The sequence below is a fragment of the Sphingopyxis sp. CR5 genome (assembly GCF_059693785.1).
In genome coordinates this window covers 23,511-39,636 of record NZ_JCATIE010000012.1, presented here as the reverse complement: position 1 = coordinate 39,636, position 16,126 = coordinate 23,511, and the positions used below count along the sequence as shown (strand labels likewise).

Sequence of the window (16,126 nt, the reverse complement as noted above, 5' to 3'; positions counted from 1 at the left end):
GATGTCCCGAAAAAAGCGTCCGCCGATCACCGAAGCCTGGAGAGGCATTACCTTCACGCGCCGGGCGCTCGTCGTCGGCGGAGCGCAAACAGCGGTGGGGGTCGCGCTCGCGGCCCGGATGGCCTATATATCGATTATCGACAACGACCGCTATGTCCTTGAATCAGAAAGCAACCGCGTCAATCTGACGCTCGTCCCGCCGCGTCGTGGCTGGATCGTCGATCGCAATGGCAAGGCGATGGCGAACAATCGCGTGTCGCTTCGTATCGACATCATTCCCGACCGGCTTCACGACAAGGAAGCGGTGCTGGGCCAGCTTCAGACCCTGCTCGGCCTCGACGGCGACGCGATGCAGCGGATCAATCGCGACCTCAAGGTTTCGTCGGGATCGCAGCCGGTCGCGGTCAAGGAAGACGTCAGCGAAGCCGAATACGCCTCGGTCCTCGTCCGCCTGCCCGACCTGCCCGGCATCGCCCCGGCACGCGGCTTTGCCCGCTATTATCCGACGGGCGCCGCGGTCGGCCACCTGATCGGCTACGTCGGGGCCCCCAATGCCGAGGAATATGAGGAGGCGAAAGACCCGCTCTACATCACACCGGGCTTCAAGATCGGCAAACAGGCGCTTGAAAAATATTTCGAACCCGTTCTGCGAGGCAAGCCCGGCGCGCGCCGGGTCGAGGTGACCGCGCGCGGCAAGGTCGTGCGCGACCTGTCGTCGCAGCCCGACATCCAGGGCAAGACGGTGCACCTGACCGTCGATGCCGATTTGCAGGACTATGCGGCGCGGCGACTTGGCCCCGAATCGGGATCGGTCGTCGTAATCGACTGTTTGACCGGCGATGTTCTGGCCATGGCATCGATGCCGAGCTTCGATCCCAACAGCTTTTCGAGCGGCATTGGCGTCGCCGAATATAAATGGCTCAGCCAGAACGACCATGTGCCGCTGCGGAACAAGACGCTGAGCGGGCTTTATCCCGCCGGGTCGACGGTCAAACCGATGGTCGCGATGAGTTTCCTCGAGGCGGGACTTCCCGCCGAGGCGACCACCTTCTGCGGCGGCGGGCTGCGCGTCGGCAACCGCGTGTTTCACTGCTGGAACCGACGCGGCCACGGCCAGGTCAACATGGCCAAGGGTATTTACCAGAGCTGCGACGTCTATTTCTATCACTTCGCGCAGCAGATGGGCATGGACGTCATTGCGGCGATGGGCAAGCGACTGGGCCTGGGCCAGAAATTTCCGCTGCCCGTGCCCAGCCAAAGCTATGGCACGATGCCCAGCCCGGCCTGGAAACAGGAAAAATACGGCCGCCCCTGGACGATCGCCGATACGGTGAACGCGACGATCGGCCAAGGCTATGTGCTCGTCAACCCGACCCAGCTTGCGGTGATGGCGGCGCGGCTCGCGACGGGAAACCGGCTGATGCCGCATCTGACCCGCGACGCGAACCGGCCCCCGACCGAAAGCCTGGGCTTTGCCCCCGATCATATCGGGCTGGTGCGCGAGGCGATGAACCAGGTGGTCAACGGCGCGGGCACGGCCGGCCGCGCGCGCCTGCCGATCGAGGACGTCAAGATGGCGGGCAAGACCGGCACCGCGCAGGTCGTCAGTCTGAGCAAGGGCCGCGGCGGCATGGGCGTGCCGTGGAAATATCGCGACCACGGCCTGTTCATCTGCTTCGCGCCCTTCGACGCGCCGCGCTATGCCGCCGCGGTCGTGATCGAACATGGAGCGGGGTCGAGTTCGGCCTATCCGGTAGCGCGCGACGTGATGACCTTCCTGTTCGATCGCGACAAGGCGATGGCGGCGCTTACCGAATATGAAGCCGGTTGGGGCGGCACGATAGAAGAGCGCATGGCGCGCGATTTCGCGGCGTGGAAAGCGGGCGCGACGCAGCCCGCGCCGGAGGGCGGCGAATGATCCCCGTCCCGCCCGCGGTCCAGCGCATCCCGTGGAAGCTGATCGCGCTGCTGTCGGCCATCACCGGATTCGGGCTGCTCGTTCTCTATTCGGCGGCGGGTGGCAGCATGACCCCCTGGGCGCTGAACCAGGGCGTGCGTTACCTGGTCTTTCTGGTCGGCATGCTGATCCTCGGACGCTTCAAGCTGCGCTTTTTCGAGGACTTCTCCTATCTCGCCTATCTGGGCGTCATTGCGCTCCTGTTCGCGGTCGAGCTTCTCGGCTTCGTCGGCGGTGGCAGCCAGCGCTGGCTCAACCTGGGGTTCATGAACCTCCAGCCTTCCGAGCTTATGAAGGTGACGATCGTGCTCGCACTCGCGCGCTTCTATGCGCAGCTGCCGCCGGGCAACACGCGCACCTTTACCGCCCTCTGGCCGGCGCTCGTGATGATCGGCCTCCCCGCCGGGCTCGTCATGCTCCAACCCGATCTCGGCACCGCGCTCGCGATCTGCGCGAGCGGGGCCGTGGTCATGTTCGTGTCGGGGCTGCCGCTATGGTGGTTCGGCAGCGCCGCGCTCGCCGGCGCCGCCGCGCTTCCCGTGCTTTTCTCGATGCTGCACGATTATCAGCAAAAGCGCGTCCTGATCTTCCTGGACCCCGAAAGCGACCCGCTGGGGGCAGGATATCACATCAGCCAGTCGAAGATCGCGATCGGATCGGGAGGGATCGGCGGCAAGGGGTTCCTCAACGGATCGCAAAGCCACCTCGACTATCTGCCCGAGGGGCACACCGACTTCATCTTTGCGACAATGGCCGAAGAATGGGGCCTGATCGGCGGGTTCGTGCTGCTGCTCGGCTTTTTCCTGCTGCTGCGCTGGTCGACCCGCGTCGCCATCAACGCGCGTACGCGGTTCGGCCAGCTCGTCGCGACGGGCCTGACGATGACGATCTTCTTCTATATGGCGATCAACCTGATGATGGTCATGGGTCTCGCCCCCGTCGTGGGCATTCCCCTGCCGCTCTTTTCCTATGGTGGATCGTCGATGCTGACGATCATGACCTGCGTGGGGATCATCCTGGCGATCGAGAACGACAGCAAGACGGGAACGCGCCGGTTCCATTGACGATCGACTGATGGATCAGCGCTGCGGCGGGGCGCGATAGGCGGCTTCGTCCAGTTCACCTTCCTAGCGCGCGACCGTCGTCGCGACGGCCAGGTTGGCAGAGGCGCTCGGGACCGTTCGCGTCATATCGAGCAGGCGGTCGAACGGCAGGACGAAGCCGACGATCAGCGCGGTCTGTTCGGGCGCGATGCCGACCGCCGAGAGCACCGCGGCGAGCATGAACAACGATGCCGACGGGACCGGTGCGGTCCCGAACGCCGCGAGCGCCCCGGTCAACAGCACGACGAACGCCGTTCCGGCATCGAGCGGCACCCCGAACGCCTGCAAGCTGAAGATGCTGAGCAGGCCGACGTACATCGCCGTGCCGTCCTTGCCGATGCTCGCGCCGAGGGGCAGCACGGTCGAAAAAACCGTCGACGAGACCCCGAGATTGCGTCCGGCAACGGTCATGGCGACCGGCAGCGTCGCCGATGACGACGCGGTGGAAAAGGCGACGACCAGCGCGTCGACGATGCCGCGAAAGAAGGGCAGCACCGGCAAGCGCGCGAGCAAACGCAGGAGCAGGCTGTGGACGAGCAGGATCTGAATCAGCGATCCCAACACCACGGCAAGGGCGAGCCAGCCGATATTGACGAACACCGCCGCGCCGTTGGTCGCGACGGCATTCGCGATGAGAGCGAAAACGCCGATCGGCGTCGCCTCCATCACCAGCCCCACGATGCGCAGCAACACCGACGACAGCGATTGCAGCAGCCCCGCAAAGGGTTTGCCGGCCTCACCCGCGAGAACGGTGCCAACCCCGGTCAGGATCGCAACGAAAATCAGGGCGAGCATGTCGCCGTTCGCCAGCGCGCCGACGATATTGGTCGGGACGATCCCGACGAGCTGGTCATAGAGCGGAACCGGGTCGCCAAGTGCCTGGGGGGCCGCATCGCCGACCGGAACGCCGACGCCGGGCTGGATCAAGCCGGCAACGATCATCCCGATCGACACGGCGATGGCGGTCGTCAGCGCAAACAAGCCGACCGTTCGCCCGCCGAGCGGGCCGAGCCGCTTCGGGTCGGCGAGCGACGTGATGCCCGCCGCAATGGTCACGAGGACGATCGGCGCCACGAGCATGCGGATCGCACGCACGAACAGATCCCCGAACACCGCGACGCTTGGCGCGGCATCGGGCCAGACGAGCGCGAGGAGCAGGCCGAGCACGAGTCCGCCCAGGACTCGCTTCCACAAGGATATGGCGAACCAGCGGCGCATCATCGCGCGCCCGCGGCGGATTGACGGACGGAGGAGCACGCGATTTCGATCATCGCCCATATCCTATGCACGTCGCCGGCCGACTCTGGCATATCATCTGCACCCGCCCCCATAACCCATCGCTATATGCTTTCGATCACGCTCGAAACGACCTTGAGAAAGTCGGTCGCAACCGCGGTCGGCGGCCTGTTCAGCAGGTGCATCGCGTACAGGTCGAAGGTCAACGGCGGCTTGAGCGGACGCACCGCGAGCCCCGGCGCAAGCGCAGCCTGAGCGGTGAAGCTGTCGACGATGGTCAGCCCGACACCGGCCCGGACCAGCGCGGTGGCGATATAGAAGGTGCGCGTCGATATCGTATCGTCGAGCGCCAATCCAAGGCGCTGCTGTTCGCGGACGAAAATCTCCCCGATCGGCCCGCTCGATGCAACGCTGATGAAGCGATGACCCTTGAGGTCCGCAAGCTCGAGCCGCGGCGGCGCGTCGGGCATATCCTCTTCGCGGTACAGCACGACGAGTTCCCCCTCGCCCAGCCAGCGACTGCCGACCGGCGCCTTCTGCGGCACTTCGACCGCGATCGCGATGTCGGTCTCGCGCTCGTGCAGCTTGCGCACCAGATCGTCGTGATGGACGGTCTGGAGATCGAATTGAACATTGGGGTGGCTCGGCAGGAAGCGGGCGACCGCTTCGGGCAAGACGCCGAGCGCGAGCGATGGCAGTGCGGAAACGCGCAGCATCATGCCCGCACCGCGGCGCAGATTGCGCGCGCCCTCGCGCAACGCCTGAACTCTCTCCTGGATTTCGCCCACTTCCTGAAACAAGGCGTGAGCGTCGTCGGTTGGCACCAGCCGCCCCTTGGTGCGCTCGAACAGCCGGAAGCCGAGCATCGATTCGGCGTGGCGCAGCGTTTTCGACACCGACGGCTGCGACACGTTCAGCGCGCGCGCCGCCGCGCTGACCGAACCGTTGGTGTAGACGGCGTGAAAAATCTCGATGTGACGCAGGTTCATCGCGGCCATCGTCGCGACCTAGCGCCGTCGCGGCAAGCTATTTTTGCGGTGCAGCATTCCGAACCGCGTCGTCAGCGTTCGCGCAACAGGACGCGGCCATATCGCGCGGCAGCGGCCTCGCCTCCGGCGATCGCGGCTTCCCCGTTTACGAAAACATAGTCCATGCCGATCGAATAGGCATGCGGCTGTTCATAGGTCGCAACGTCGCGGACCGTCTTCGGATCGAACACGATCACATCGGCGAAGGCGCCTTTTCGGAGCACGCCCCGGTCGGGGATATGAAAGACTTGCGCGGTCAATCCCGTTCCGGCGTGGAGGGCGTGTTGTGGGGAGATTACGGGTTTGTCGAGAACATAGCGACGCAGCTTGCGCGGGAAGGCCCCGTAGGCGCGGGGGTGTTCGGAGGTCTTGCCGAAGGCGGGCAGCCCGCCGTCGGTCGACGTCATCGTCCATTTCTGGCGCATGAAGGCGGTGACGTCGTCGTCGCTCATGTTGAACGAGACGGTCGGCGCACCGCCCTGGATGAGCATGTCGATCGCCGCGTCGAGCGGGTCCTTGCCCTGCATTTTCCCGATTTCGTCGAGCCTTTTGCCCTCCAGCGACGGATTTGGCGCGAAGCGGCGGATCATCAGCGCATGCGGTCCGGCGCGCCGTTCGAGATTCGGGACCATTTCGGCCCGGATCTTTGCGCGCATTGCCGGGTCCTGCAGACGCTTCGCCAGCGCTGCGGCTCCTCCCTCCTGCGCCCAGCCCGGCACGAGCGAGGCCATCAGGCTCGATCCCGACGCGGTATAGGGATATTGGTCGGCCCAGACCTGAACCCCCGCCGCACGGGCCTTGTCGATGTGGGCGATGACGTCGGCCGACTTGCCCCAAACTTGCGGGCCGAGCACCTTGATATGCGTGACCACCCCCGGAATCCCGGCTTCGCGCGCCACGGTAATCACCTCTTCGACCGCGTCGACGACGCCGACGTTATAATTGCCTTCGTCGCGGATGTGGCTGGTGTAGACCGCGTGCGGAAACCGCGCTGCCGCCTTCGCCAGCCCGACGATCTCTGCCGTGTTCGAATATTTGGCGGGGATATAGAAGGGTCCGTCTGACAGGCCCGCGGCGCCCGCCTGCATCGCCGCGGTGACGAGCCCTTCCATCTTCGCCTGCTCGTCCGCGGTCGGCAGCCGGTCGACATCGCCCATCACCGCGCGGCGCACGGCGTTATGACCGATCAGCGGCACGACATTGACCCCCGGGACATTCGTCCGCAGGTCGGCGATCTGCGCCGTCAGGTCGGCGGGTCCGCCGCCGTCGGGGTTGATCATCAGCGTCGTGATGCCCTGGAACAACATCGGCAATGCCGCCGCGAGTTCGGGCGTCTGGATGTTTGGGGCGGCATGCGAATGCGGGTCGATGAAGCCCGGCGCGACGATCTTGCCGCGGGCATCGACGAGCCGGTCGGCGGTCGCGGAGGCCGGGATGACCCCGACCGCCGCGATCCGGTCGCCCTCGATCGCGACGTCGGCGGGGCGCCCCGGCGCATCGCTGCCGTCATAGACCGTGCCGCCGCGGATCAGCACATCATAATGCTGGGCCAGCGCGGGAGAGCCGATAGCCAGCAAGGCAGCGAACGATAGCGCCAGGCGTTCCATCATCGCCTCCGTTACATTTCGAACCGCACGCCGACCCGGAAGGTGCGGCCGAGCAGGTCATAGAGCGACTGGTTGGTCGCCGGCGTCGCATAGGCGCTGCCCGCGGGCCCCGGCGCGACGACCGGCGGGTCCTTGTCGAGCAGGTTGGTGATGGCGAGGTAGAATTGCATGTCCTTCCCGCCCGTTTCGACATCGAAGGTCAGCGACGTATCGAGATAGAAGGCGCCGTCGATATGATTGTCGTTGATCGTCCGGTTGGTCACGGTCGACACCGGACAGCCCGAGGTGCATTCGACGAAGCTGTTGTCATAGACGCCGCTGCTGATCCCGCGCCCGGTCAGGGTGAAGGTGACATCGTCATTCTTGTAGGTGCCCTGGACGCGATAGAGCCATTTGGGCGTGCCGCCGTTCGAATTCTGTCCGACCCGGTCGACCGGAGCGTCGATGCCATTGTCGAAATAATTCTTGATATAGCGGGTCGCCATCGCGCGCAGCGTCAGGTCGCCGACCCCGACCGGCACACGATAGCTGCTTTCGAAGTCGATTCCCTTGGCGCGCTGGACGGCGAAGTTGAACGGGCTTTCGAAGACCTGGAGGTTGTTGCCGAAATCGTTCGGGCCGCGCACGACCGCGTTACAGAACTCCTGCACCCCTTCGGCGCAGCGATCGACGATCGTCTGGGCCGCGACGGACCCGATCGCGCCCTTTATCTTGATGTCGTAATAATCGACCGAGAGCGCGAAACCGCGCAGGAACTGCGGCTGCAAGACGACGCCGACACCCCATTGGTCGGCCTTTTCGGGCTGGAGATCGGGGTTGCCGCGCGTGGTCCCCGCAAACTGCACCGACGCATTGTTCTGCGTCGGGTCGATCAGCACGTTGATGCGCGTCGAACCCGCGGTGAACAGCTCGCCGAGGTTCGGCGCGCGAATGTCGCGCGACCGCGTCGCGCGGATGCGGATGTCGGGGATCGGCTCGAAGGTCAGCCCGGCCTTCCATGTCGTCACATAGCCCGAGGTCGAATAGTCGGTCCCGCGCACCGCACCGTTGAGGTCGAGCCCCTCGATCACCGGGACGAGCAGTTCGAGATAGGCTTCGCTCACATGATAGGAGCCGAAGCTGGGCAGGAAATTGCCGACGAACCAGCCCGACTGATATTCGGGCGCGACTTCGCCCGTGACTTTCTCGCGCCGATGTTCGCCGCCGATCGCGACCGAGACCGGCCCGGCCGGCAGGTCGAAAGCGTCGAACGAGAGGTTGGCGGCAAAGACGTCCTGCTGGAATTTCTGCTTGCGGAATGGATTGCCGATTACCCAGTCGAGCGCCTCCTGGCTTGCGGTGCCGATGCCGAAACGGTTGAACGGGATACAGCCGTTATCGGGGTCGGTCAGCGAGGATCGGCAGACGATCGTCCCTTCGGCCACGCCGAGCGCATTGCCGGCGGGGGCGAACACCGCATCCTGTGCCAGCGCAAGGCGCGCATTGTTCGAAATGTCGCGCGCCATTTCGCGGGTGCGGCTGATACCCTTTTGATAATAGGCGTCCCAGCGCGCCTCGGACCCGAACAGGCCGAACGTCCCGTTCGCGCCGACGACATAACGCTGCAACTCGCGCTTCGTGTCGTTCTTGCGCACCGGCAGGTTGGCATTGGTCGTGCCGAATTTGAATTGGGTGATGCCGAGCGCGTCGAGCCGTGTCCGCACCTCTTCGGGAATGAAGGCATTGTCCGACTGCATCGTGACATTGCCCTGGTTGAGCTGAATCCCCAGATGACCGAGATTCTTGGACTTCGCATAGGAGGCCTGGACGAAGACGTTGAGCCAGTCGGCAACCTCGTAGCTGAGCCGCCCGAACAGGCTCTTGCGATTCTCCGCCGGGTCGAGCGACTGGTAGCTGTTGACCTGGGTCGATTGCCAGTCGCCGCCGATCATCCACGGGTCGCGCACCGTCCCATAGTCGAACTGGCTGACCGCGCCGCCGACGCCGAAGGTGGTGCCGCGCAGCGCCGTGTCGGTAATCGTGCCGCCCGGCGTCGCGAGGCTGAGCCCCGCGCCCGAGACGACGAGGCGTTCGGGTTCGCCATTTCCCGCGACATAGGCGGGATTGTTGATCATGTACCAGCCTTGCTGGTTCCAGTCGCGCGGGACGCTGAACAGCCCCTTTTTCACCGCGAGTTCGCCGTTGAGCAGGACGTGGCCGCGACCGCCCGCGAAGGCCTTGCCCGCGGTCAGCGTCGCGCGATAGGTCGGCGCGTCGCCATAAGTGGTGATGCCATATTCGGCCGATCCCTTGAGCCCCGTATACTCCTTGTCGAGGATGAAGTTGACGACGCCCGACACGGCATCGGACCCATAGGCCGCCGACGCACCGCCCGTGACGATCTCGACGCTCTTGATCAGTCCTTGCGGAAAGGTGTTTACGTCGACGAGCCCTCCGGTCGTCGATCCGACCGAACGCTGGCCGTCGAGCAGGACCAGCGTACGCTCGGTCCCCAGCGAACGCAGGTTGAGCGCGTTGATGCCCGAGGTGCCCGAACTGATGTTTAGGTTCGAGTTCGCCGGAGTCGCGCTGCCGACCAGCGACGGAATATCGTTGACATAGTCGGCGATGTTGGCGGGCGCGTTCGCTTCGATATCGTCGGCGCCAAGAACCGTCAGCGGGGTCGGCGCCTGATAGCCGTTGCGCTGAATGCGGGTGCCGGTGACGGTGATTTCGGCGTCGGGCGATGCGACGGTGCCGCCGTCGGCGTCCGCAGCCTCCTGCGCGAGCGCGGGCGAATTCCAAAGCAGGGCCACGGAGAGCGCCGCGACCGAAACGATCGGCATGGATCTGGACATGTATTTTCCCCTTTTTTCTATCACTGTGCGTGCAGGACGCCTTCAAGGTCCGCCGGAGCGTTGCGGCGGGTCATCCTCCTTATGATGCCGGGCAGGTGCCGGATGCGGGCCGGTGCGGCAGCGGCCGCCCGCCGGCTTCGCCAGTCGGCTGGCCGTCCTCGACCGCGAGTTTGCCGTTGACCAGGACGAAGCGCATGCCGGTCGAAAACAGCGTCGGGTGCGTGAAGTCGGCGCGCGGCGCGAAGGTCGCCGGATCGAAGGCGATGACATCCGCAAACGCCCCGGCTTTCAGCGTGCCGCGCCCTTCGAGGCCGAACAGGCCGGCGGTCACCGACGTGCTGCGATCGATGAAATCGCGCAGCCCGATGACCTTCTTGTCCTTGACATAGGTCGCATATTTGCGCGCGAACGACGCATAATAGCGCGGGTGGCCGCGCGACGCATCCGAGCTGGTTACCACCCACGGCTGTTTCATGAAGGCGGCGATGTCGGCCTCGTCCTGGTTGAAAGAGGCGACGCCCGCTTCGCGTTCGGTCAGGATCGCGATTGCCGCCTCCACCGGATCGACACCGCGCGCCTTCGCCACCTCTTCGAGCGTCTTGCCCTCGACGCCGGCGGGCCCGGACGTGATGAGAAGCGACGCCGGACCGCCGCGCCGCCGCAGATTCTCGGCAATCTCAGGCCGCATTTTGGCCATCACCGCATCGTCGGCAAAGCGTTTCAGCATCTCGGCGCGTCCGCCGTCCTGCGCCCAGCGCGGTAGCAGCGCCGCCGAGAGCCCGGTGCCCGACGCCGACCAGGGATATTGGTCCGCATGGACGACGAGCCCGGCTTTGCGCGCCGCCTCTATCTCGGCGATGATCTGCGGAGCTTCGCCATGCACGTCGACGCCCAGCGCCTTGATATGCGCGATATGGACCGGGATTTTCGCATCGCGGCCGATCGATATCGCTTCGTCGATCGCGCCCTTCAGGCCGATCGTATAACTCGATTCATCGCGAATGTGGCTGTCGTACACCCCGCCCTTCGCCGCCGCGGCGCGGGCGAGCGCCACGACTTCGTCGCGCTTGGCAAAGCTCTGCGGTGCATAGAAAAGTCCGGTCGAAAAGCCGAGCGCGCCCTCGCACATCGCCTGGTCGACGAGGGCGACCATCTTTTCGAGTTCGGCGGGCGTCGGCGCGCGGTCGTCGGGGCCGATCACCTTCATCCGCACCGCGCCGAGACCGACGTAGCTCGCGAAATTGATCCCGTAATCGCGCGACGACTGGCCGACGCTGGCCCGCTCGCCCGTCGCCTCTCCGGTTGTCATGCCGAAGGTCCGGGCGATGTCGGGATCGCCGCCGCCGTCGACGCCGATGAAGGCCGTGGTGACGCCCTGGGTCAGAAAGGGCAGCACCAGCCGCGCCGCCGGGTCGGCCGAATCGAGCGCGTCGTTCACATGCGTATGCGGATCGATGAAGCCCGGCGCGACGATCAGTCCGCTCGCGTCGATCACTTGCCTTGCGCCGCCCGGCGCCGCGGGGCCGACATAGGTGATCCGGTCGCCGCGGATCGCGACATCGCCGGTGAAGGGCGCCGCGCCGCCCGGATAGATGGTCCCGCCGCGCAGGATGACGTCGGCCTGCCCCCCTTGCTGGGCGGCGCCCGGCGGGGTCGATATCGCCGTCGCGGAAAGAAGCGCAAGCGTTGCAGCGGCAAATTTGATCGAAGATTTCATGGCGACACCCCTGTTTCTGCGGTTCGAAAATCGGTCCTAGCTGCTTCCCCAAAAGCCCGGCGCGGGCGGCGTCAAGACGCCGGCGTCGCCCTGGACCCCACCCGGCCGGTCGGCCGCGAGCCACAGCGGCCCGTCGAGATCGACGAAGGCCGAGCGCGCTGCGACGACCAGCGCGGGCGCGATCGACAACGACGAGCAGATCATGCTGCCGGTCATCACGCCGAGCCCGGCCCGCGCCGCGGCATCGGCGAGCGCGAGCGCACCGGTCAGCCCCCCCGTCTTGTCGAGCTTGATGTTGATCACCTGATATTTGTCCGCCAGCGCACCGACATCGTCCGCGACGTGCGCCGATTCGTCGGCGGCGATCGGAACCAGCGGTGCAAAGCCCGCGAGCGCGCCATCGTCGTCGGCGGGAAGCGGCTGTTCGAGCAGGTCGATGCGCAGGTCCGCGAGCAAGGGCTGGAGCCGCTCGACCTCGGCCATCGTCCAGCTTTCGTTGGGGTCGACGATCATTCGGGGGGTCGGCGCCGCGATGCGCACCGCGCGAATTTGCGCTTCGGGATCGGAGCGGTCGACCTTGACCTTGATGAGCGGAACATCGGCGAGCGCCGCGGCCGCCCCCGCCATCGCGCTCGGCGTGTCGAGGCCCACGGTTATCGCGGTCGGAGTCGGGGCGATCGCGGGCCGGCCCAGCCGCTCGGTAACGCTGCGCCCCGCCAGCTTCGCTTCGAGATCCCACAGCGCGCAGTCGACCGCGTTGCGCGCCGCGCCCGCCGCCATCGCGCCCTGCAATTCCTCGCGGGTGGCCCCGCCCTCGATCGCGCCGCGCGCCGCTTCGATCGCCGCAAGCGCGCCGTCGACCGACTCGCCATATCGCGGATAGGGCACGCCCTCGCCGCGGCCCGTCGCACCCTCGGCCGAAATCTCCACCGTCACCACGTCGGCGACGGTCTTGACCCCGCGCGAGATGCGGAACGGGGTCCTTAAAGGGAAGGCATCGCGGTGCGCGACGAGGGTTCGAAGCATTGGTTCATCCAGTCGATGATGGGATCGACACCCATCGAATAGGGATCGGTGCACGGCAGGCCGAGCGCGTCGGACGTCTCGCCGCACAGGCGATGCGCGTCGGCCGGCGACAATTTCGAAGTGTTGAGCGCGATGCCGACCGCGCGGACATCGGGGCTGGTCAACCGCGCGACGCGCAGGTTCGCCTCCAGCGTCTCGGCCAGGCCGGGCATCGGGTAATGCGGCAGGCCGCGCATATGCGGACGTACCGGGTCGTGGCACAGGATCAGCGCATCGGGCTGGGCGCCGTGGAGCAGCCCGGTCGACACGCCGGCGAAGGACGGGTGGAACAGCGACCCCTGCCCTTCGATCAGATCCCAGCCGCCGTCGTCGCGGGCGGGCGACAATTGCTCGATCGCGCCCGAGATGAAGTCGGCGATCACCGCGTCGAGCGGGATGCCGCCGCCGGCGATCAGGATGCCCGTCTGGCCGGTCGCGCGGAAATCGGCCTTCATCCCGCGCGCGCGCATCCCCTTTTCGAGGCACAGCGTCGCGTACATCTTGCCGACCGAGCAATCGGTGCCGACCGCGAGGAGCCGGCGCCCCGCCCGCGGCTTGCCGTTGCCGACCGGGATATCGGGGCGCGGGTCGCGGACGTCGTGGAGCAAGCGCCCGTGGCGCGCCGCCGCATCGACAAGCGCCGGCTCGTCGCGCAGCCGGTGGTGGAGGCCCGACGCGATATCGAGTCCCGCCTCGATCGCGGCGAGCGCGTCGGCGATCAACTCGGCCCCCATCTTCCCGCCGGCATTGGCGATGCCGAGCACCAGCGTCCTGGCGCCCGCCGCCACCGCCTCGGCAAAGCCCAGGCGCGGCAGCCCCAGCGTCAGTTCGCACCCGTCGTGGCGAAATTCGCCGACGCACTGATCGGGCCGGAAGACCGCGAGCCCGCGCGAGGTCTTGATGCCGACCTCGTCGTTCACATTGCCAAGATAGAGAAGATAGGGTGCGGCGATCATCAAGGAACCTCTTGCTTTCGGATGAGGCCATCATGGCCGAAGGCCGGGCCTTGCGCGTCTTCGAAGACGGCGGCTTCCTATAACCTAAGGCTATGTACGCGCGGGCGGTTCCGGACACGTCGACGATGCCGGAGGAGGAGATGATCGGAAAAAATATCGACGAAATGCATTGCCACCCTCGACTCCGCCAAGCCCGATCGACGGCCTTTCAACGCGCGGCTGGGACGCGCCCCGCAATGGGTCGAGATCAGGCGCGGATCTCTCGCGCGGCCCCAGTGCAGGATCATACCGATCCCACTCATCAAGGAGCAGGCGCAGGGCAATAGAGCACCGCCGCGAAGATACGCGCTATGGCAATGCCAAGGTGGAACTGCACCTGTCCTTGATCGAAAGAGCGGTCGGATCGCCCTCCCCTGGCTTCGTCTTCCGCGCGGCGTAAAGCACTCGAAAGCGCCTTTGCGCCTATCGATGCCGGCAATCGGCCCTGTCCGAAGGTATGCCTCAACCAATGCCTCGATCCAATCGACCAGGAGCCGACCGCCACCTAGCTTGCCGAACGTCGTGATTGCACGGCTTTCAGGAGGATCGAGACATGAAACCCGACACTATTGCAACGCCCGAGAAATCGGGCTTCGAAGAGCTGGTTCCGTCGCGCTATGCGCTGCGGATCGGCGACATCGACGTGCTTGTCGTCAGCGACGGCGTACTGCCGCTGCCCACCGAAACGATGGCCACCAACGTGGACCCCGCGGTCCGCGCCGAATGGTTCAAGGATATGTTCGTCGGACCCGACATGTTCGACTGGGCTCTCAACGTCCTCGTGCTGCGCAGCGGCGACAAGACCATATTGGTCGATGCGGGACTCGGCGGGCAGTTCCCCGGTTTCCCGCGCGCCGGCCAATTTCCCAAGCGGCTCCAGGCCGCGGGGATCGACCTCGCGTCGGTCACCGACATCATCATCACCCATATGCATATGGACCATGTCGGCGGGCTGCTCGTGGAGGACGTGAAACGGCGGCTGAATCCGGACGTGCGCATCCATGTCACGGCCACCGAAATCGCCTTCTGGCAGACCCCCGATTTCGAACAGACGGCGATGCCGAACCCCGTTCCCGAGGTGCTGCGCACGACCGCGACGCAGTTCATCGACGCCTATGCCGACAAGATCCTGGCCTTCGACGATGAGTGCGAAGTGGCGCCGGGCGTGGTCGCCAAGCTGACCGGCGGGCACACGCCGGGACATTGCATCGTCCATGTCGCATCGGGCGGCGAGCGCCTGACCTTCGCGGGTGACGCGCTCTTCCCCGTCGGTTTCGACCATCCCGACTGGCATAACGGCTTCGAGCATGATCCCGAAGAGTCGGTGCGCGTGCGCGTTCGCCTGTTGCAGGAGGCAGCCGCCAGCGGCGAGTATCTCGTCGCGACGCATTTGCCCTTCCCGTCGGTAGGCCGCGTCGCCGCCGATGGCGACGCCTTCCGCTGGGTCGCCGCTTTCTGGGATTTCTGATCGCCGACCAAAGGCTCCCCCCGGGGGCGTACCGACCGACCGCGCCGGTACGCCCCAATCCGGCAGAACCCCGATCCTTCCAGTCCAGGATATTCGAAATGCAGCATCCGTGCGACCCCGCCTCGCTGCGCGCTTATGGCCCCTCAGGCCGAATGTGCAGCAAGCCTGTCGGCAAGAAAATCGGTGAACAACCGGACGCGCAGCGGTGCGAGGCGACCGAAAGCGTGCAGTGCCTGGACGGGAACCGCGGCGAGCGGATCGTGCGGGAATATCTCGGCGAGGCGCCCCGCGGCGAGGTCATCCGCCACCGCCAGCCGAAGCAGTTGCGCAATGCCAAGGCCGCCGAGCGCCGCAATCCGCATCGCCTGACCCGAATCGATGTCGAGTGCCCCTTCGGGCAGCAGGTCGGTCCCGTCGGCGAAGCGAATGGGATAGGCCTGCGACCCAAGGCGATACCGGATATGCGGCAATTGCGCGAGCGCTTCGCGCGTTGCGGGATGCCCAACGCGTTCGAGCCATTGCGGGGCCGCGACGAGGATGAGCGGCAGGGTCGCAAGACGTCGCACCATCCAGTCGACATTCCCCATTTCGCCGACGCGCAACGCCACATCATAGCCTTCGCGGATCAGGTCGACATGGCGATCGGTGATACTGATCTCGAGCTTGATCTCGGGATAGCGCGGGACGAATTCCCGGGTGAGCGCTTCCATCAAAGCGGGACCGAGCACGCCGGGAAGGCTGGCGCGCAGCACACCCTGCGCGCGTTCGGCACCCTGCAAGGCATCGCCGGCTTCGTCGAGGGCACGCAGCAGCGGGGCGATACGCTCGTAATAGGCGGTCCCGTCGACGGTCAGCGTCAGCGACCGGGTCGACCGGAGGAAAAGTTTGACGCCGAGGCGTCGTTCGAGCCGTTCGACGCTCTTCGAAACCGCGGAGGGGGTGGTCCCGGCAAGACGCGCCGCGGCGCTGAACGAACCCGTCTCGACGGCGCGCACGAAGGCTTGAAGTCCGGTCGTCGGTTCGAGGCCAGCGGTCATTCGATAGTTTTTAGCAAAAATAATATGCCCGCTTCCAGTCTAATTTTCCGAAAAGGAAAAGCCAAATTCATCTCCG

At 65.9% G+C, this 16,126-nt stretch carries 11 protein-coding genes; 3 read left to right on the top strand and 8 right to left on the bottom strand.

The window, feature by feature from the left end:
* Position 1: 1 nt before the first annotated feature.
* Positions 2-1,918, top strand: coding sequence for a penicillin-binding protein 2 (gene mrdA, locus AC58D2_RS17075; RefSeq protein ID WP_497392306.1), 1,917 nt, complete (start codon positions 2-4; stop codon positions 1,916-1,918).
* Positions 1,915-3,021: a rod shape-determining protein RodA gene (gene rodA, locus AC58D2_RS17070; protein ID WP_497392304.1), complete on the top strand. Its 1,107-nt coding sequence runs from the start codon at positions 1,915-1,917 to the stop codon at positions 3,019-3,021. Before mrdA ends, rodA begins: the two co-directional genes overlap by 4 nt.
* Positions 3,022-3,084: 63 nt before the next feature.
* On the opposite strand, the gene AC58D2_RS17065 is transcribed toward rodA, so the two are convergent.
* From AC58D2_RS17065 to dgcN, 7 genes are all read right to left on the bottom strand, one after another.
* Positions 3,085-4,281, bottom strand: coding sequence for a dicarboxylate/amino acid:cation symporter (locus AC58D2_RS17065; protein WP_497392302.1), 1,197 nt, complete (start codon positions 4,279-4,281; stop codon positions 3,085-3,087).
* Between the two features lie 119 nt (positions 4,282-4,400).
* Complete coding sequence (locus tag AC58D2_RS17060; RefSeq protein WP_497392300.1) at positions 4,401-5,285, bottom strand: LysR family transcriptional regulator; 885 nt, start codon at positions 5,283-5,285, stop codon at positions 4,401-4,403.
* A 71-nt stretch (positions 5,286-5,356) separates the two neighbouring features.
* Complete coding sequence (locus AC58D2_RS17055; RefSeq protein ID WP_497392298.1) at positions 5,357-6,934, bottom strand: N-acyl-D-amino-acid deacylase family protein; 1,578 nt, start codon at positions 6,932-6,934, stop codon at positions 5,357-5,359.
* Between the two features lie 8 nt (positions 6,935-6,942).
* Complete coding sequence (locus AC58D2_RS17050) at positions 6,943-9,768, bottom strand: TonB-dependent receptor domain-containing protein (RefSeq protein WP_497392296.1); 2,826 nt, start codon at positions 9,766-9,768, stop codon at positions 6,943-6,945.
* A gap of 79 nt (positions 9,769-9,847) precedes the next feature.
* Positions 9,848-11,485, bottom strand: coding sequence for an N-acyl-D-amino-acid deacylase family protein (locus tag AC58D2_RS17045; protein ID WP_497392294.1), 1,638 nt, complete (start codon positions 11,483-11,485; stop codon positions 9,848-9,850).
* Positions 11,486-11,521: 36 nt separating this feature from the next.
* The gene (gene dgcA, locus AC58D2_RS17040) at positions 11,522-12,511 is read right to left on the bottom strand and encodes an N-acetyl-D-Glu racemase DgcA (protein WP_497392292.1); all 990 of its coding nucleotides are present in this window, start codon (positions 12,509-12,511) and stop codon (positions 11,522-11,524) included.
* Positions 12,469-13,506, bottom strand: coding sequence for an N-acetyltransferase DgcN (dgcN, locus tag AC58D2_RS17035; RefSeq protein ID WP_497392290.1), 1,038 nt, complete (start codon positions 13,504-13,506; stop codon positions 12,469-12,471). The genes dgcA and dgcN overlap by 43 nt, the downstream gene beginning before the upstream one ends.
* A gap of 592 nt (positions 13,507-14,098) precedes the next feature.
* On the opposite strand from dgcN, the gene AC58D2_RS17030 reads away from it, so the two are divergent.
* Positions 14,099-15,013: an MBL fold metallo-hydrolase gene (locus tag AC58D2_RS17030; RefSeq protein ID WP_497392288.1), complete on the top strand. Its 915-nt coding sequence runs from the start codon at positions 14,099-14,101 to the stop codon at positions 15,011-15,013.
* 143 nt (positions 15,014-15,156) lie between these two features.
* On the opposite strand, the gene AC58D2_RS17025 is transcribed toward AC58D2_RS17030, so the two are convergent.
* On the bottom strand, positions 15,157-16,050 hold the full coding sequence (locus AC58D2_RS17025; RefSeq protein ID WP_497392286.1) for a LysR family transcriptional regulator: 894 nt from the start codon (positions 16,048-16,050) through the stop codon (positions 15,157-15,159).
* Positions 16,051-16,126: the final 76 nt, after the last annotated feature.